Origin of the sequence: Streptomyces sp. NPDC019890 (assembly GCF_044903445.1) — a bacterium.
Classification (GTDB): domain Bacteria; phylum Actinomycetota; class Actinomycetes; order Streptomycetales; family Streptomycetaceae; genus Streptomyces.
In genome coordinates this window covers 356,972-374,086 of record NZ_JBJDQK010000001.1, presented here as the reverse complement: position 1 = coordinate 374,086, position 17,115 = coordinate 356,972, and the positions used below count along the sequence as shown (strand labels likewise).

General features: G+C 68.7%; 15 protein-coding genes. 3 read left to right on the top strand and 12 right to left on the bottom strand.

Going from position 1 to position 17,115, the window contains the following annotated elements; genetic code table 11:
• Nucleotides 1–24: 24 nt before the first annotated feature.
• The 9 genes from pssA to ACI2LP_RS01565 form a co-directional block, all read right to left on the bottom strand.
• Nucleotides 25–882, bottom strand: a complete 858-nt coding sequence (gene pssA, locus ACI2LP_RS01605; protein ID WP_360880920.1) for a CDP-diacylglycerol--serine O-phosphatidyltransferase — start codon at nucleotides 880–882, stop codon at nucleotides 25–27.
• Complete coding sequence (locus tag ACI2LP_RS01600) at nucleotides 875–1,531, bottom strand: phosphatidylserine decarboxylase (protein ID WP_404722518.1); 657 nt, start codon at nucleotides 1,529–1,531, stop codon at nucleotides 875–877. Before ACI2LP_RS01600 ends, pssA begins: the two co-directional genes overlap by 8 nt.
• Before the next feature lie 170 nt (nucleotides 1,532–1,701).
• Complete coding sequence (locus ACI2LP_RS01595) at nucleotides 1,702–2,907, bottom strand: acyl-CoA dehydrogenase family protein (protein ID WP_404722517.1); 1,206 nt, start codon at nucleotides 2,905–2,907, stop codon at nucleotides 1,702–1,704.
• A gap of 2 nt (nucleotides 2,908–2,909) precedes the next feature.
• A complete protein-coding gene (locus ACI2LP_RS01590) occupies nucleotides 2,910–3,422 on the bottom strand; it encodes a MaoC family dehydratase (RefSeq protein WP_404722516.1) in 513 nt (170 codons plus the stop codon).
• 2 nt (nucleotides 3,423–3,424) lie between these two features.
• A complete protein-coding gene (locus tag ACI2LP_RS01585; RefSeq protein ID WP_404722515.1) occupies nucleotides 3,425–4,390 on the bottom strand; it encodes an HpcH/HpaI aldolase/citrate lyase family protein in 966 nt (321 codons plus the stop codon).
• The gene (locus tag ACI2LP_RS01580; RefSeq protein WP_404722514.1) at nucleotides 4,387–6,399 is read right to left on the bottom strand and encodes a protein meaA; all 2,013 of its coding nucleotides are present in this window, start codon (nucleotides 6,397–6,399) and stop codon (nucleotides 4,387–4,389) included. Before ACI2LP_RS01580 ends, ACI2LP_RS01585 begins: the two co-directional genes overlap by 4 nt.
• An 11-nt stretch (nucleotides 6,400–6,410) precedes the next feature.
• Complete coding sequence (ccrA, locus tag ACI2LP_RS01575; protein WP_404722513.1) at nucleotides 6,411–7,748, bottom strand: crotonyl-CoA carboxylase/reductase; 1,338 nt, start codon at nucleotides 7,746–7,748, stop codon at nucleotides 6,411–6,413.
• Nucleotides 7,749–8,147: 399 nt separating this feature from the next.
• Nucleotides 8,148–8,969 (bottom strand): TetR family transcriptional regulator, encoded by an 822-nt coding sequence (locus tag ACI2LP_RS01570; RefSeq protein WP_404722512.1) that lies wholly within the window; start codon nucleotides 8,967–8,969, stop codon nucleotides 8,148–8,150.
• A 118-nt stretch (nucleotides 8,970–9,087) separates the two neighbouring features.
• Complete coding sequence (locus tag ACI2LP_RS01565; protein ID WP_404722511.1) at nucleotides 9,088–10,869, bottom strand: 3-hydroxyacyl-CoA dehydrogenase family protein; 1,782 nt, start codon at nucleotides 10,867–10,869, stop codon at nucleotides 9,088–9,090.
• Nucleotides 10,870–11,221: 352 nt separating this feature from the next.
• Between ACI2LP_RS01565 and ACI2LP_RS01560 the strand changes: the two genes are divergently transcribed.
• The gene (locus ACI2LP_RS01560; RefSeq protein WP_404722510.1) at nucleotides 11,222–11,788 is read left to right on the top strand and encodes an adenylosuccinate lyase; all 567 of its coding nucleotides are present in this window, start codon (nucleotides 11,222–11,224) and stop codon (nucleotides 11,786–11,788) included.
• A 57-nt stretch (nucleotides 11,789–11,845) separates the two neighbouring features.
• Here the strand turns inward: ACI2LP_RS01560 and ACI2LP_RS01555 are convergent, their stop codons facing one another.
• From ACI2LP_RS01555 to ACI2LP_RS01545, 3 genes are read right to left on the bottom strand one after another with little or no spacing between them, the layout of a single operon-like run.
• Nucleotides 11,846–12,370, bottom strand: coding sequence for a GNAT family N-acetyltransferase (locus ACI2LP_RS01555; protein ID WP_404722509.1), 525 nt, complete (start codon nucleotides 12,368–12,370; stop codon nucleotides 11,846–11,848).
• Nucleotides 12,371–12,373: 3 nt separating this feature from the next.
• Nucleotides 12,374–12,781, bottom strand: a complete 408-nt coding sequence (locus tag ACI2LP_RS01550; protein ID WP_404722508.1) for a RidA family protein — start codon at nucleotides 12,779–12,781, stop codon at nucleotides 12,374–12,376.
• Nucleotides 12,782–12,836: 55 nt separating this feature from the next.
• Entirely contained in the window at nucleotides 12,837–13,871 is a 1,035-nt protein-coding gene (locus ACI2LP_RS01545; RefSeq protein WP_404722507.1) for an Rv2578c family radical SAM protein, read from the bottom strand.
• A 136-nt stretch (nucleotides 13,872–14,007) separates the two neighbouring features.
• On the opposite strand from ACI2LP_RS01545, the gene ACI2LP_RS01540 reads away from it, so the two are divergent.
• Nucleotides 14,008–14,451 (top strand): SRPBCC family protein, encoded by a 444-nt coding sequence (locus ACI2LP_RS01540; RefSeq protein WP_404722506.1) that lies wholly within the window; start codon nucleotides 14,008–14,010, stop codon nucleotides 14,449–14,451.
• A 244-nt stretch (nucleotides 14,452–14,695) separates the two neighbouring features.
• Entirely contained in the window at nucleotides 14,696–17,107 is a 2,412-nt protein-coding gene (locus tag ACI2LP_RS01535) for an MFS transporter (RefSeq protein ID WP_404722505.1), read from the top strand.
• Nucleotides 17,108–17,115: the final 8 nt, after the last annotated feature.

Sequence of the window (17,115 nt, the reverse complement as noted above, 5' to 3'; positions counted from 1 at the left end):
CCTCACCCCTGCTTATGCACTGCTCTAGGGGAGTTGAGCAGCCCTTGCCTCACGGCTCTCGCGGCGGTTGTCGCGGAACGTGTTCACGCGCCGTGCCGTCGCGAAGAGGGGGATCGTCGCCGCCATCACGATCTGCAGCGCGCAGCCGGTCTGGAGCAGTACCTGACCGCCCGGGGCGTCGAACGCCCACGCCGCCAGCATGCCCATCGCGGAAACGATCCAGCCGAGCATCGCCACCGCGAGGACACCCCGAGGCTTGGGGTACTCGACGCGGCTCACCATCAGCCAGGCCGTGCCGATGATCGCCAGCAGCGTCGGCACGAACGGCAGCTCGAGCAGCACGATCGAGACGACAGTGAGCGCGCCGAAGGGGCTCGGCATGCCCTGGAACATGCCGTCCTTCATGGTCACGCACGAGAATCTGGCAAGCCGGAGCACCACCGCGAGCAGCACCACGATCGCGGCCACCGCAGAGACCTTCTGCTGGGCGTCGTCCGCGACCATTCCGTACACGAGCACGAAGTAGGCCGGGGCGAGCCCGAAGCTGATCAGGTCGGAGAGGTTGTCCAGCTCCGCGCCCATCGGCGAACTGCGCAGCTTGCGCGCCACGAGCCCGTCGCAGAGGTCGAAGATCGCGGCCAGCAGCATCAGGATCACGGCGGTCGCCGCGCTGTTGCGCGCCATGCCGCTCTCGTTGCTGCCGGTGAGGTGCGGGATCAGGATCCCGGTGGTGGTGAAGTACACCGCCATGAAGCCACACGTGGCGTTACCGAGCGTGAGGGTGTCCGCTATCGACAGCCGCAGAGAGAGGGGCATCTCCTCCGCGTCGTCCTCGGCCTCCGCCTCGGCGACCCAGCCCGCTTGTGTGTCCGGATCAATCACGGTCAATTCGAGTCACCCCCGCGGTCGTGGTCTGACCGACCTCGACAGCGACGTCGACACCTTCCGGAAGGTAGATGTCAACGCGCGATCCGAAGCGGATCAGACCAATGCGCTCGCCCTGCTCGACCTTGGTGCCCGCCGGGATGTACGGCACGATGCGCCGGGCCACGGCACCCGCGATCTGCACCATCTCGATGTCGCCGAGTTCGGTGTCGAAGTGCCAGACAACGCGCTCGTTGTTCTCGCTCTCCTTGTTGAACGCCGGCACAAAACCACCGGGGATGTGCTCTACGGACGTCACGGTGCCCGCGAGGGGAGCGCGGTTGACGTGGACGTTCAGCGGGCTCATGAAGATCGCGACGCGAGTGCGCCCGTCCTTCCACGGCATGATGCTCTGCACCACGCCGTCGGCGGGCGAGATGACCCGGCCCTGGGCGATCTCGCGCTCGGGGTCGCGGAAGAACCACAGCATGCCCGCCGCGAGCGCGGTGGCGGGCACGGCGATGGCCGCCGCGCGTCCGGAACGGCGCGAGCGGGCCAGGCTGAGTGCAGCGGTGGCGACGGTCGGCAGAAGCCACGGCGATGCTCCGCGCGCGAGGCGTACGCCGACGAGGCTGTCGCGTGGTGCAGAGGTTTGGCTGTGGGGCATGGATGACCTTCGTAGCGGATGATGCCGCGCTGGCAACAGGGGGACGGCGGCTTTCGGGCGATGCTATCGGTTGCGGGCCGCAACTGGGAAAGCCAGAAGCCGAGTCGGCGGCCGGAAGACGATAACGGGGTGTGATCTTCTTCGCGGCCGAACCGACCCAAACGCGGCAATCAACCCTGGAATCGGTACTCCTCCAGCAGCCTACGACCAATGATCATTTTCTGGATCTCGGCGGTACCTTCACCGATCAGCAGCATCGGAGCCTCACGGTAGAGGCGCTCGATCTCGTACTCCTTGGAGAAGCCGTAACCGCCGTGGATACGGAAGGCGTCCTCGACGACTTCCTTGCAGTACTCGGAGGCGAGGTACTTCGCCATCCCTGCCTCCAGGTCGTTTCGCTCCCCAGAGTCCTTTTTGCGCGCTGCGTTCACCATCATCGCATGCGCCGCCTCGACCTTGGTAGCCATCTCGGCCAGCTTGAACTGGATCGCCTGGTGCTGAGCGATCGCCTTGCCGAAGGTGTGACGCTGCTGGGCGTACGAGACACCCAGCTCGAAGGCACGCTGTGCGACACCGCAGCCACGTGCCGCCACGTTGACGCGGCCGACTTCGACGCCGTCCATCATTTGGTAAAACCCTCGGCCGGTGGTGCCGCCAAGTACCCGATTGGCCGGAATGCGCAGTCCGTCCATGATGAGTTCGGTCGTGTCGACGCCCTTGTAACCCATCTTGTCGATCTTCCCGGGGATGGTGAGACCGGGCCGGACCTCTCCGAAGCCGGGCTCCTTCTCCACGAGGAAGGTCGTCATCGACTTGTGGGGGGCAGTGCCCTCCGGGTGTCCTTCGTCACTCCGGCACAGAACGGCGACCAGATTGGACGTTCCGCCGTTCGTCAGCCACATCTTCTGGCCGTTGAGGACGTACTCGTCGCCGTCCTTGACGCCCTTGGACGTGATGGCGGAGACGTCGGAGCCGAGAGCCGGCTCGGACATCGAGAACGCGCCACGCACCTCGCCCAGCGCCATCCGCGGCAGGAAGGTGTCCTTCTGCTCCTGCGTGCCGTGCTGCTTGAGCATGTACGCCACAATGAAGTGCGTGTTGATGATGCCCGAGACGGACATCCAGCCACGCGCTATCTCCTCGACGCACAGCGCGTACGTGAGCAGGGACTCGCCCAGGCCGCCGTACTCCTCCGGAATCATCAGCCCGAACAGACCGAGTTCCTTGAGGCCTTCCACGATCTGCGTCGGATACTCGTCGCGGTGCTCCAGCTCGGTCGCGACAGGGATGATCTCCTTGTCGACGAAGTCCCGGACCGTGGCCAGGATTTCCTGCTGGACGTCGGTCAGACCGTGGGTCTGGGCGAGTCGGCTCATGGCTACTTCTCCTGTGCCTTCAGCTCCGGGCGGCCTGGCTGCTCGCCGCCGCGCTCCTTGATGTACGTCTCGGTCGGGACCATCACCTTGCGCCGGAAGACGCAGACGAGAGTGCCGTCCTGCTTGTAGCCCTTGGTCTCGACATAGACGATCCCGCGGTCGCTCTTGGACTTCGAGGGGGTCTTGTCGAGAACGGTCGTCTCGCCGTAGATCGTGTCGCCGTGGAAGGTCGGCGCGACATGCTTGAGCGACTCGATCTCCAGATTGGCGATGGCCTTGCCGGAGACGTCCGGGACGGACATGCCGAGGAGCAGGGAGTAGATGTAGTTGCCCACGACGACGTTCTTGCCGAAGTCTGTCGACTTCTCCGCATAGTTGGTGTCCATGTGGAGGGGGTGGTGATTCATGGTGAGCAGACAGAAGAGGTGGTCGTCGTACTCCGTGACCGTCTTCCCGGGCCAGTGCTTGTAGACGTCCCCGACGGTGAACTCTTCGTAGGTGCGGCCGAACTGCATCGTTACGCCTCCGGGGCCTCGAACGTGGACGTGCGCTGCATGCCGGCGGCCCGGCCCTTGCCGGAGATGACCAGCGCCATCTTGCGGCTGGCCTCGTCGATCATCTCGTCGCCGAGCATCGCCGAGCCCTTCTTGCCGCCCGCCTCGGACGTGTAGTACTCGTACGCGTCCAGGATCAGCTCGGCGTGGTCGAAGTCCTCCTGGGAGGGCGAGAAGATCTCGTTGGCCGCGGCGACCTGGTCCGGGTGCAGCACCCACTTGCCGTCGAAGCCGAGGGCGGCGGCCCGCTGGGCGACGGCGCGGTAGCCCTCCTGATTGCGGATCTGCAGGTAGGGGCCGTCGATCGCCTGGAGGTTGTTGGCGCGGGCGGCCATGAGGATCTTCATCAGGATGTAGTGGTAGGCGTCGGCCGGGTAGCCGGGCGGCTGCTCGCCGACGACCAGGGACTTCATGTTGATGGACGCCATGAAGTCGGCCGGGCCGAAGATGATCGTCTCCACGCGCGAGGAGGCCTGCGCGATCGCGTTGACGTTGTTCAGCCCCTGCGCGTTCTCGATCTGCGCCTCGATGCCGATCTTGCCGACCTCGAAGCCCATCGTCTTCTCGATCTGCGTCAGCAGCAGGTCGAGCGCGACGACCTGCTGCGCGTCCTGGACCTTCGGCAGCATGATGCAGTCGAGGTTTGGGCCAGCTCCCTCGACGACCGTGACGACGTCGCGGTAGGTCCACTCGGTCGTCCAGTCGTTGACCCGTACGACCCTGGTCTTGCCCGTCCAGTCGCCCTCGTTGAGGAACTTGACGATGGTGTGCCGGGCCTCCGGCTTGGCCAGCGGGGCGCAGGCGTCCTCCAGGTCCAGAAAGACCTGGTCGGCCGGCAGGCCCTGGGCCTTCTCCAGGAACCGCGGGTTGCTGCCCGGTACGGCCAGGCAGGAACGCCGCGGACGGAGACGGTTCACGGGCGTGGTCATGCGGGGACCTCCAGAGGGTCGAGCTTGTTCGCTTTCCGGATCTCGTCGACGATACGGCCGATGATCTCCGTGATGCCGAAGTCCTTCGGGGTGAAGACGGCGGCCACACCCGCCGCCTTCAGATCTGCGGCGTCGGCGTTCGGGATGATCCCGCCGACGATCACCGGAATGTCGGCCGCGCCGGCTTCGCGCAGCCGCTCCAGCACATCAGGCACCAGCTCCGCGTGCGAGCCGGACAGGATCGACAGACCCACGCAGTGCACGTCCTCCGCGAGGGCGGCGTTGACGATCTGCTCGGGCGTGAGCCGTATGCCCTGGTAGACCACCTCGAAGCCCGCGTCGCGGGCGCGCACGGCGATCTGCTCGGCACCGTTGGAATGCCCGTCCAGACCCGGCTTGCCGACCAGGAGACGCAGCCTGCCGGAGCCCAGCTCCTCGGCCGTACGGAACACCTTCTCGCGTACGAGAGCGAGCGGCGTGCCCGCCTCGGCGGTCACCGCGACGGGAGCGCTGGAGACACCCGTCGGCGCGCGGAACTCGCCGAAGACGTCGCGCAGCGCCCAGGACCACTCACCGGTCGTGACACCCGCACGGGCGCACTCCACCGTGGCGGCCATCAGATTCTCGGACCCCGCGGCGGCCTTCTTCAGGGCGGCCAGTGTCTCGGTCGCCCGGGCCTCGTCGCGGTTGTCGCGCCAGTCGTGCAGCTTCGCGACCACGCGGGCCTCGTTGGCCGGGTCGACCGTCATGATCGCCTCGTCCAGGTCCGCGGTCAGCGGGTTGGGCTCGGTGGTCTCGAAGATGTTCACACCGACGATCTTCTCGTCGCCCGATTCGATCCTGGCGCGCCGCTCCGCGTGCGAGGAGACCAGCTGCGACTTGAGATAGCCGGACTCGACGGCCGCCATCGCGCCGCCCATCTCCTGGATCCGCGCGATCTCGGCGAGGCACTCGTCGACCAGGGAGTCCACCTTGGCCTCGATGACGTGCGAGCCGGCGAAGATGTCCTCGTACTCCAGCAGGTCGCTCTCGTGCGCCAGAACCTGCTGGATACGCAGCGACCACTGCTGGTCCCAGGGGCGGGGCAGACCCAGCGCCTCGTTCCAGGCCGGAAGCTGCACGGCACGCGCGCGTGCGTCCTTCGACAGGGTCACGGCCAGCATCTCCAGGACGATGCGCTGGACATTGTTCTCCGGCTGCGCCTCGGTCAGACCGAGGGAGTTGACCTGGACGCCGTAGCGGAAACGGCGCTCCTTGGCGTTCTCGATGCCGTACCGCTCGCGGGTGACCTGGTCCCAGATGCGGCCGAAGGCGCGCATCTTGCACATCTCCTCGATGAACCGGACGCCCGCGTTCACGAAGAAGGAGATACGGGCGACCACATCGCCGAACTTCTCGGCGGGCACCTGGCCGGAGTCGCGGACCGCGTCCAGCACGGCGATCGCGGTGGACATCGCGTACGCGATCTCCTGGACCGGCGTGGCGCCCGCCTCCTGCAGGTGGTAGCTGCAGATGTTGATCGGGTTCCACTTGGGGATGTGGGCCACCGTGTACGTGATCATGTCGGTGGTCAGCCGCAGACTCGGGCCCGGCGGGAAGACATGCGTCCCGCGCGACAGATACTCCTTGACGATGTCGTTCTGCGTCGTCCCCTGGAGCTTGGTGAGGTCGGCGCCCTGCTCCTCGGCGACCACCTGATAGAGCGCCAGCAGCCACATCGCGGTGGCGTTGATCGTCATCGAGGTGTTCATCTGCTCCAGGGGGATGTCCTGGAACAGCCGCCGCATGTCACCGAGATGCGAGACGGGGACCCCGACCCGGCCGACCTCGCCGCGGGCGAGGATGTGGTCCGGGTCGTAGCCCGTCTGCGTCGGCAGGTCGAACGCGACCGACAGGCCGGTCTGGCCCTTGGCGAGGTTGCGCCGGTAGAGCTCGTTGGACGCCTCGGCGGTCGAGTGACCGGCGTACGTCCGCATGAGCCACGGCCGGTCCTTCTGACGCTCTGTCATGTGTGCGTCTCTCAGACGTTGCGGAAGCGGTTGATGGCGTCGATGTGCTTGGCGCGCAGCTCCTCGTCACGGACGCCCAGACCCTCGCTCGGGGCGAGGGCGAGCACGCCGACCTTGCCCTGGTGGAGGTTGCGGTGCACGTCGTACGCGGCCTGGCCGGTGTTGTCGAGCGAGTAGACCTTCGACAGCGTCGGGTGGATCTTGCCCTTGGCGACCAGGCGGTTGGCCTCCCACGCCTCGCGGTAGTTGGCGAAGTGCGAGCCCACGATCCTCTTCAGCGACATCCACAGGTAGCGGTTGTCGTACTCGTGGTTGTAGCCAGAGGTCGACGCGCAGGTGACTATGGTGCCGCCCTTGCGGGTGACGTACACGCTCGCGCCGAAGGTCTCGCGGCCCGGGTGCTCGAAGACGATGTCCACGTCCTCGCCGCCGGTCAGCTCACGGATGCGCTTGCCGAAGCGCTTCCACTCGCGCGGGTCCTGGTTGTGCTCGTCCTTCCAGAACTTGTAGCCCTCGGCGTTGCGGTCGATGATCGCCTCGGCGCCCATCGCGCGGCAGATGTCCGCCTTCTGCTCGCTGGAGACGACACAGATCGGGTTGGCGCCGCCGGCCAGCGCGAACTGGGTGGCGTACGAGCCGAGGCCGCCGCTTGCGCCCCAGATCAGGACGTTGTCGCCCTGCTTCATGCCCGCGCCGTTGCGCGAGACGAGCTGGCGGTACGCGGTGGAGTTGACCAGGCCCGGAGCCGCGGCCTCCTCCCAGCTGAGGTGCTCGGGCTTGGGCATCAGCTGGTTGGACTTGACGAGTGCGATCTCGGCGAGACCGCCGAAGTTCGTCTCGAAGCCCCAGATGCGCTGCTCGGGGTCGAGCATCGTGTCGTTGTGGCCGTCGGAGGACTCCAGCTCGACCGAGAGGCAGTGCGCGACGACCTCGTCGCCCGGCCGCCAGGCGTTCACGCCGGGGCCGGTGCGCAGCACGACGCCCGCCAGGTCGGAGCCGATGATGTGGTACGGCAGGTCGTGCCGCTTGGTGAGCTCGGAGAGCTTTCCGTACCGCTCCAGGAAGCCGAAGGTGGCCATCGGCTCGAAGATCGAGGTCCAGACGGAGTTGTAGTTCACCGAGCTGGCCATGACGGCGACGAGCGCCTCGCCCGGGCCGAGCTCGGGCACCGGCACGTCCTCGACATGGAGGGATTTGCGGGGGTCCTTCTCCCGGGTCTCGAGGCCGGCGAACATCTCGACCTCGTCCTTGTGCACGGTCACCGCGCGGTAGGACTCGGGGATGGGCAGTGCGGCGAAGTCGGCAGACGTGCTGTCCGTCGACTGGATCGCGTCCAGGATTTCCTTCACGGGGTGCCTCCGGCGAAGCGCGTTTGAGGGAAACGCTTAGGGGAACGTCGGGGTGCTGCTGCTGTGGAGGTGTGCCGTCGGTTCGGCGGGTGGTGCTCTGGCAGCGCTGGTGGGCGCGTGAGGTTGCCTGTGACGCAGGCGCCCGGGCGCGCAAACGCGATGGTTTGCGGGGACAGCCGGCGTACGAAAGGTCTCTGCACGCCGGCCGCCCGGACAACATCAACGTATGGCACGCCGTGCCAGCTCGCAAGACACTGCGTGCCAGCAATTTCTCTCAGTTGTCATCTGGCGGGCACCTGCGAGCAACAACGGCCGCCCCTGGGGCGGGCGGCCGTTGGATTCCGTCTGATGTTGTGTGCGGCCGACTACGGTGAGTGCGGGGGTGTCGGGGCGACTCGGTCAGGCTCTGCGGTCGCCCAGTGCCCGCTCGATCGTGCGCATGACCTCGTCCAGCGGTGCGTCGGTACGGGCCACCGTCACCAGCACGTCGCCGCTCGTACGCGTCGACACCGCCGCGGGACCCTGGCGCTCGGCCTGAGGGGTGCGCCCCGCCCCGATCCCCGTGCCGAACGTGTCGCGGACGATCGCGAACGCGTGGTCCAGCTGGGTCTCCACATCCCCCTGGCCGCCGGCCCGCAGCCAGCGGCGCAGCACATGGTTGTGCGCGGTGACGACCGCGGACGCGGCCACCTCGGCCAGCAGTGGGTCGTCGTTGCCGGCATGGTGATCGCGCTCGTCGAAGTGGCCCAGCAGATAGCGGGTGAAAAGGCGCTCGTAGCGGGCCACCGAGGCGATCTCCCGTTCCCGCAGCGTGGGTACCTCGCGGGTCAGGCGGTAGCGCTCCACGGAGACCGCTGGGGAGGCCGCATACATCCGCATGACCTCCTTGATGCCCCGGCAGACCGTGTCCAGGGGGTGCTCATGGGCGGGGGCCGCGTTCAGTACCGCCTCGGCGCGTACGAGCGTGTCGTCGTGGTCCGGGAAGATCGCCTCTTCCTTGGAGCGGAAGTGGCGGAAGAAGGTCCGGCGGGCGACCCCGGCCGCCGCGGCGATCTCGTCGACGGTCGTCGCCTCGTACCCCTTGGTGGCGAAGAGTTCCATGGCCGCAGTCGCCAGCTCCCGCCGCATCTTGAGGCGCTGGGCGGCTGCGCGACTGCCTGCGGCACTTTCCGGAGCGTCGGGCGTGGCCTTGGTGCGGGCGGGCTTGGCAGGCTGCGGCATGACCTGAACGTACTGCATTCGTGCAGGGGAGTGCGCCTGCGGGTGAGCCGTCCCCGCCTCGGTGGCAGGGGGCGGGCTGCCCGAAGGATCGAGCAGCCCGCCCCAGCCCGCCCCGTGATCAGCGGCGGGCATATTCGCGGAAGCCGCGTCCCGTCTTGCGGCCGAGGCAGCCCGCGGCCACCAGGTGCTCCAGCAGCGGTGCCGGAGCCAGTCCCGGGTCACGGAACTCGCGGTGCAGCACCTTCTCGATGGCGAGCGAGACATCGAGCCCGACCACGTCGAGCAGCTCGAACGGGCCCATCGGATAGCCGCCGCCCAGCTTCATCGCGGCGTCGATGTCGTCCAGCGTGGCGTAGTGCTCCTGGACCATCTTGATCGCGTTGTTGAGGTACGGGAAGAGCAGGGCGTTGACGATGAAGCCGGCCCGGTCGCCGCAGTCCACCGGGTGCTTCTTGATCTTCGTGGTCACCTCGCGGACCGTGGCGTGGACCTCGTCGGAGGTCAGGACCGTACGGACCACCTCGACCAGCTTCATCGCCGGCGCCGGGTTGAAGAAGTGCATGCCGATGACGTCCTGCGGACGCGAGGTGGCGCGGGCGCAGGCCACGACGGGCAGTGAGGAGGTCGTGGTGGCGAGCACCGCACCCTCCTTGCAGATCTTGTCGAGGGTGGCGAAGAGCTGCTGCTTGATCTCCAGGTCCTCGGCCACCGCCTCGACGGCGAGGTCCACGTCCGCGAAGGCGTCGAGCGAGCCGGCCGGGGAGACGCGCTCCAGCGTCGCCTCGCGCGCCTCGGCCGTCATCCGGCCCTTGTCGACGGAGCGAGAAAGCGACTTGGCGATACGGGACTTGGCCGTCTCGGCCTTCTCCAGCGAGCGGGCGGCGAGCACCACGTCGTAGCCGGCCTTGGCGAAGACCTCGGCGATGCCGCTCGCCATCGTGCCGGAACCGGCCACGCCGACCGAGCGGATCTCACGGCCGCCCGCCGCCTCGGCGGCCGGCTGCGGGGTGAGGGCGTCCGGCACCAGGACTCCGGTGGCCGGGGCGGCGTAGGTGTAGAAGCCGCGGCCCGTCTTGCGGCCGGTCAGACCCGCCTCGCTGAGCTGCTTGAGGATGGGGGCGGGCGCGTGCAGCCGGTCGTGGGACTCGGCGTACATCGCGTCCAGGACGGTACGGGCGGTGTCGATGCCGATCAGGTCGAGCAGCGCGAGCGGGCCCATCGGCAGCCCGCAGCCGAGCTTCATCGCGGCGTCGATGTCCTCGCGGGACGCGTACTTGGCCTCGTACATCGCGGCGGCCTGGTTCAGGTAGCCGAAGAGCAGACCGTCCGCGACAAAGCCGGGCCGGTCGCCGACCGCGACGGGCTCCTTGCCGAGCTCGCGGGCGAGCTCGGTGACGGCCTCGACGGCGCTCGGCGCGGTCAGCACCGAGGAGACGACCTCGACCAGCTTCATCGCCGGGGCCGGGTTGAAGAAGTGCAGGCCGAGCACGCGCTCGGGGTGCTCGGAGTCGGCGGCGAGCCGGGTCACCGACAGGGCGTTGGTGCCGGTGGCGAGGATGGTGCCGGGGCGGACGATGGAGTCCAGCGCGCGGAAGACCTGCTGCTTGGCCTCGTACGACTCGGACACGACCTCGATGACGAGGTCGGCGTCGGCGGCGGCCTGCAGATCGGAGAAGGTACGGAAGCGGGCGAGGGTGTTCCGGCGCTCCTCCTCGGTGATCCGCTCGCGCTCCACGGCGCGGGCGGTGGAGGCCTCGAGGGCGGTGACGGCCTGGCGGGCGGCGGCGTCGCTGATGTCGATGCCGATGACCTCACGGCCGGCGCGGGCGAGGACCTCGGCGATGCCGGTGCCCATGGTGCCGAGGCCGACGACGGCAATGGTGTGCAGAGGGGTGTCCATCGTGGGACTCCAGGGATGAGTGACGACTGGTGAGGGGCGCGCGCGGCGAGGACGCCAAGAGGCGCAGGGACGCCAGAGGGCGCAGGGCGCACGGAAATCGGCGCACCGTTCATGCGTGTCGTGGTGCTGAGCCGACGGACTTTGTCCCGAAGTCGCGTCGTACGTCGTGCAGAACTGCCGAACCGACAAGCACTCGCGGTGGCTGCGTCACCAGGCCACCGTGAGCCGCGGGGGGTTACCCGCTCACTTGAGATTAACCCGCGAGTAACGAGCGCGCCAGGGGTGGGCCGATGTGATCTGGATCGCCGGCGCATCGCCGATACGCTGACCACCATGGATGAGGGGTGCCGCCATGGATGAGGAGTTACGGTCGCTGGCTCAGCGGCTGCGGGGTGAATCGGGCGGCTCGGTGGCATACGAACGGCTGCTGGTCACCGAGGACCGGGAGGAGCTCGCGGGGGTCCTCACCGAACATGAACGACCGCTGTGGGCCCGGGAGATCGCGGCCTTCAGGCTCGGCTGCGCGGGGGACCGGCGGGCCTTCGAGGCGCTGGTGCTGCTGCTCAACCATCGCGACCCGGGGCGCTGCGTCTCGGCCGCGCACGCCCTGTCCCGGCTGGCGGACCCTCGTACCCCCCGCGCGGCGGCCGCGCTGGCCACCAACGAGCTGCGGGTCGCCTATGCACTGGTCCCGGTGCGGCTGCTCACCCGCCTGCGGGCCCCGGAGTCCGTACCGGCGCTGATCACGGTCCTGCGCCGGAGACTGACCCCTGGTGACCCCCACTGGAGGCTGGCCCTGGCGTGCGTGGAGGGCCTGGGCGCGCTGGGCGACAAACGAGCGCACGCCATCCTGACGTCGGCCAGCACCCACCCCAGACTCACCGCCGCGGCTGAGGCGGCGCTTGCCCGCCTCAGCTGAGGCCCTGCCGGTGGCCGAGGACAGAACGGCCGCCGGACTGGGCCCGTCGACCCTCGCCTATGCCGTCAGCCCGCGCGCATACCGCACCTCCGGAACCGCGACCCCGTCCACCACGAACGGCTCCTCCGCGCCGTCGGGCGCGAAGCCCGCCTTGGCGTAGAAGCGGCGCGCACGCTCGTTCTCCTTCAGCACCCACAACTGCATCCGCTCGAAGCCGTCCGCCGCGGCCCGCCGCGTCAGCTCGTCCATCAGCGCTCGCCCCACCCCCGTGGCGACCCGCTCCGGCAGCACATAGATCGCGTACAGCTCGCACACACCGGGTGCCTCGCCCTCGTCCCGGCTCGGCCCGAAGCAGCCCCACCCGACCACCTCGCCGTGGTGCTCGGCGACCACGTGGCTGACTCGGCCGCCGTCGTCCCCGGAGAAGTGGGCGCGACGCCTCGCCGCGTCCTCCTCGATGCTCATCGCGTCCAGATACGACTGGGGCATCAGCCCTGCGTAGGCGGATCGCCAGCCCCGCACCCGGACCGCGGCGACGGCATCGCAGTCGCCCACCGCCATGTCCCGTGTCCGGACGTCCATCCGTTAACCCTCCTCCCCGACCAGCGCGAACGCCTCGATCTCTACGAGCAGTTCGGGCCGGAACAGCGCCGTCACCTGGACCGCCGAGCTCGCCGGCAGCCGACCGGCGTCGATCACCTCGTCGCGCGCCGCCCGGACCGCCGGCAGGTGCGCCACATCGGTGACGAAATACGTCAGCTTGACCACGTCGTCGAACGACGCGCCCGCCGCCGTCAGACAGCGGCGCAGGTTCTCGAAGACCTGGCGTGCCTGTGCCGCCGGGTCCCCCTCGCCCACGACCTGGCCGTCCGCGTCGAGGGCGCACTGCCCGGATATCGCCACGAACCGGCCGGTGCCCCAGACGACATGGCTGTAGTGGGCGCTGGGTGCGACGCCCTCGGGGGCTTGTATGCGGGTGAGCTGCGAAGTCATGCGCCCATCCTTGCGCACGCCACTGACAATCGGCCCGGAGCACCCAGCAATCGGTTCAGAGCAGCGTCAGCTGCGTCGGCTCAGGCTCCATCGGCTCCGCCTCCTGCCGCATCGGGATCCGCCTCGGCATCCCCCGGTCCGCCGGGCCTATCCCGAACTCCGCGGCCAGTTCGTGCACATGGCGCGTGATCCGACGCTGGTACCACTTGGGCGCGTACGCCCCCTCCGCGTACAGCCGCTCGTACCGCCGCACCAGATGCGGATGGTGTTCCCCGAGCCATGCCATGAACCACTCCCGGGCGCCGGGTCGCAGATGCAGCACGAGCGGGGTCACCGACGTCGCCCCGGACGCGGCGATCGCCCGCACCGTCGCCCGCAGCTGGTCGGGGTGATCACCGAGGAAGGGGATCACCGGCGCCATCAGCACGCCGCAGCCGATGCCGTTGTCCGTCAGCGTGCGTACGACGTCGAGACGCCGCTCGGGCGACGGCGTGCCCGGCTCGACGGTGCGCCACAGTTCACGGTCGGTGAAGCCGACGGAGACGGAGATCCCGACCTCGGTCACCTCCGACGCCTGCCGCAACAGCTCCAGATCGCGCAGAATCAGCGTGCCCTTGGTGAGGATCGAGAACGGATTCGCATGGTCCCGCAGGGCCGCGATGATGCCCGGCATCAGCCGGTACCGCCCCTCCGCCCGCTGGTAGCAGTCGACATTCGTCCCCATCGCGACATGGGCGCCCTGCCAGCGCCGCGACGCCAGCTGGCGGCGCAGCAGCTCCGGAGCATTGATCTTCACCACGATCTGGGAGTCGAACCCGAGCCCGGTGTCGAGGTCCAGATAGCTGTGGGTCTTGCGGGCGAAGCAGTAGACGCACGCGTGCGTGCAGCCCCGATACGGATTGACCGTCCACTCGAACGGCATCCGCGAAGCACCCGGCACCCGGTTCAGGATCGACCGGGCGCGGATCTCATGGAAGGTGATGCCGCGGAATTCGGGGGTGTCGAAGGTCCTGGTGGTCACCGCCGACGTACCGAAAAGAGCGGTGTCCCCGGCCGCCCGGGGGTTCTCGACCAGATTGTCCCAGCGCATGGACGCCTCCTCGGTAGCTCCGGCCACAGAATAGAACACATGTTCCCTTGATCGCTGCAACCTGGATTTGGGCGGCCGCGGCCGAGGTGATTGGCTAGCTGCGCCCCCGAAGAAGCGAATGCTTGGAGGAACAGGAATGGCGCAGGTCGAGGCCACAACGGAACGGATCATCTCGGCGGATGCGGAGAAGGTGTTCGACGCGCTGGCCGACTACGAGAACACCCGCGCGAAGGTCCTGCCCGAGCACTTCAGCGAGTACAAGGTCCTGGAGGGCGGCGACGGTGAGGGCACGGTCGTCCACTGGAAGCTCCAGGCGACGAGCAAGCGCATCCGTGACTGCGTTCTCGAGGTGACCGAGCCGACGGAGGGCCGACTGATCGAGAAGGACCGCAACTCCTCGATGGTCACCACCTGGACCGTCACCCCGGCCGGCGAGGGCAAGTCCAAGGTCGTCGTCAGCACGGTCTGGAACGGCGCCGGCGGCATCGGTGGATTCTTCGAGAAGACCTTCGCCCCCAAGGGACTTGGCCGTATCTACGATGCGCTGCTCGCCAAGCTCGCGGCCGAGGTCGAGAAGTAACCCCGAAGCATCCCCGCCGAGTTGCCCTGACCCTCGACAGCCGTGCCGTGACGCACAACGGCGTTGCCATGGCGCTCACCGTTTCGAGTGGTCTTCCGTACAGGGGCTGTCCTTCGCCGTAGGGGCTCCGACCGGCGCTTAAGCCGCTCACTCACCGCTTCCACCCCAACTCGTCGCGCTTGCCGCAGTTGTCGCGTAATGCGAGAAATGGGCCCGCGCAGGCGCGACGAAGGGGAGCAGCGAAGTGGGCGGGATCACGCTGGTGAAGGACGAGGAGACGGCTCCGGCCGTGGCCGGACCATCTCTCCGTGGGGTGCCTGCCGCGGCCGTACCCCCTCCCCGTGGCACACGTGCCGCTGCCCCCGCGCTCAGCCCGCGCCGCGTACGCCTCGTCTTCACCGGCCTGATGCTCGCGCTGCTCCTCGCGGCGCTGGATCAGATGATCGTCGCCACCGCCCTGCCGAAGATCGTCGGCGAACTCCATGGTCTGGGCCGGATGCCCTGGGCGATCACCGCCTATCTCCTCACCGCCACCGTCGGCCTGCCGATCTACGGCAAACTCGGCGACCTCTTCGGCCGCAAGGGCGTCTTCCAGTTCGCGATCGTCGTCTTCGTCATCGGCTCCGCGCTGGCCGGCTGGTCGCGCACGATGGACGAGCTCATCGCCTTCCGCGCCATCCAGGGCATCGGCGCCGGCGGCCTCATGACCGGCGTGCAGGCGATCATCGCCGACATCGTCCCGGCCCGGCGGCGCGGCCGCTTCATGGGCCTCATCGGCGCGGCCTTCGGAGTCGCCTCCGTCGCGGGCCCGCTGCTCGGCGGCTTCTTCACCGACCACGCGTCCTGGCGCTGGTGCTTCTACTTCAACGTTCCCTTCGGCCTGGTCACCCTGCTGGTGGTGACCGTCGGGCTGAAGCTTCCGAAGCCCCCCACCCGGGGCCGACTCGACGTACTGGGCGCGCTGTTCCTCGCCGCCGCCTCCACCTTCCTTGTACTGCTGACCAGTTGGGGCGGTACGGAGTACGCATGGGGCTCGCGCGTCGTCCTGGGACTCGCGGCCGGCGCGGCCGGAACCACCCTGCTCTTCATCGTCGTCGAGTACTATGCGCCCGAACCGATCATCCCGCTGCGGCTGTTCCGCGACGCGATCTTCAACATCACCGGGCTCGTCGGCGCGGTCGTCGGCGTCGCGCTCTTCGGTGCGGCCAGCTGTCTGCCGACCTTTCTCCAGATGGTCGAGGGAGCCAGTGCCACCGAGTCCGGGCTGCTGATGCTCCCGATGATGGGCGGCATCGTCGCCTCCTCGATCGTCTCCGGCCGGCTCATCAGCCGCACCGGCCGCTACAAGATCTATCCGGTCCTCGGCTGCGCGATCTCGGCCGTCGGGATGTGGCTGCTGTCCCGTCTCGATGCCGACACCCCGCGGCTGGACCACAGCATCTGGCAGGCCGTGCTCGGCGTCGGCATCGGTCTGGTGATGCCGGCGCTGATCCTCGCCGTGCAGAACGCGGTGCCGCCCACCGACCTCGGCACCGCCACCAGTGCCAACAACTACTTCCGGCAGATCGGCGGCAGCCTCGGCGCCGCCGTCTTCGGCACGCTCCTCGCCGACCGGCTCACCGCCGCGCTCGCTGGCCGACTCCCGGCCGGTGCGGGCCTGCCCGACCCCGACTCCATCACTCCGCAACTCGTCCACGCCATGGAACCCGCGCTGCGCGACGGATACATCCAGGCGTACGCGCAAGCGATGCCGCGGATCTTCCTCTACCTGGTGCCGGTGCTTGCGCTCGGCCTCTTCGTCGCCTTCTTCCTCAAGGAGAAACCGCTGGTGACCCACAACGCCTTCACCACCGAAACCGCTTCCGTGCCCACGGCCCGCAGAGCGCCCGCGTACGCCTCGGGTGTCCCGGTCTGCGGCACCGTGCAGCACCACGACGGCAGCATCGTCCCGCGCGCCGCCCTCACCCTCATCGACGTACAGGGGAACCAGGTGGGACGCGGCGCCAGCGGCGAGGACGGGCGGTACGCGCTGAGCGTGCCGGGCTCCGGCTCGTACGTGATGATCGCGGCGGCGGGCGGGCATCAGCCGCAGGCCGTCACGGTCACCGTCGGCGAGCGTCCTGTCGAGCTCGATGTGGTCCTCGGCGGGGCCGGCCGGCTTGCCGGTTCCGTCGTCACGGCGGAGGGCGCACCCGTGCGGGACGCCGCGGTCACCCTCACCGACGTACGGGGAGAGGTCGTCGCCACCACCCGCAGCGGCCGTGAAGGCGGCTATGTGATGTCGGAGCTGGTGGCGGGGGAGTACACGCTAGCCGCGAGCGCCCCCGCCTTCCGTCCCGCCGCGCTTCCGGTCAGCGTGCAGGCGTCGCGCGAGACCCGGCAGGACATCGAGCTGGCGGGTGGGGCGGTGTTGCGCGGCATCGTACGGTCTTCTGGCGGACGGCCGGTCGAGGATGCGCGCGTCACGCTGCTCGACGCGGCAGCCAATGTGGTGGACTCCCTCACCACCGGACCCGACGGCACATTCCGCTTCGTCGACCTGTCGTCGGGGGAGTACACCGTCATCGCCGCAGGTTACCCGCCGGTTGCGACAGTTCTGCAGGTCGCCGGCGGCGGACGCACCGAGCGCGATCTCCAACTGGGGCACGAGGACTGACCACTTGT

Excerpts from the sequence above, each read along its gene's own strand:
- ACI2LP_RS01600 (WP_404722518.1), bottom strand. The coding sequence starts at position 1,531 with ATGCCCCACAGCCAAACCTCTGCACCACGCGACAGCCTCGTCGGCGTA.
- ACI2LP_RS01595 (WP_404722517.1), bottom strand. The coding sequence starts at position 2,907 with ATGAGCCGACTCGCCCAGACCCACGGTCTGACCGACGTCCAGCAGGAA.
- ACI2LP_RS01590 (WP_404722516.1), bottom strand. The coding sequence starts at position 3,422 with ATGCAGTTCGGCCGCACCTACGAAGAGTTCACCGTCGGGGACGTCTAC.
- ACI2LP_RS01585 (WP_404722515.1), bottom strand. The coding sequence starts at position 4,390 with ATGACCACGCCCGTGAACCGTCTCCGTCCGCGGCGTTCCTGCCTGGCC.
- ACI2LP_RS01580 (WP_404722514.1), bottom strand. The coding sequence starts at position 6,399 with ATGACAGAGCGTCAGAAGGACCGGCCGTGGCTCATGCGGACGTACGCC.
- ACI2LP_RS01570 (WP_404722512.1), bottom strand. The coding sequence starts at position 8,969 with ATGCCGCAGCCTGCCAAGCCCGCCCGCACCAAGGCCACGCCCGACGCT.
- ACI2LP_RS01565 (WP_404722511.1), bottom strand. The coding sequence starts at position 10,869 with ATGGACACCCCTCTGCACACCATTGCCGTCGTCGGCCTCGGCACCATG.
- ACI2LP_RS01560 (WP_404722510.1), top strand. The coding sequence starts at position 11,222 with ATGGATGAGGAGTTACGGTCGCTGGCTCAGCGGCTGCGGGGTGAATCG.
- ACI2LP_RS01555 (WP_404722509.1), bottom strand. The coding sequence starts at position 12,370 with ATGGACGTCCGGACACGGGACATGGCGGTGGGCGACTGCGATGCCGTC.
- ACI2LP_RS01550 (WP_404722508.1), bottom strand. The coding sequence starts at position 12,781 with ATGACTTCGCAGCTCACCCGCATACAAGCCCCCGAGGGCGTCGCACCC.
- ACI2LP_RS01545 (WP_404722507.1), bottom strand. The coding sequence starts at position 13,871 with ATGCGCTGGGACAATCTGGTCGAGAACCCCCGGGCGGCCGGGGACACC.
- ACI2LP_RS01540 (WP_404722506.1), top strand. The coding sequence starts at position 14,008 with ATGGCGCAGGTCGAGGCCACAACGGAACGGATCATCTCGGCGGATGCG.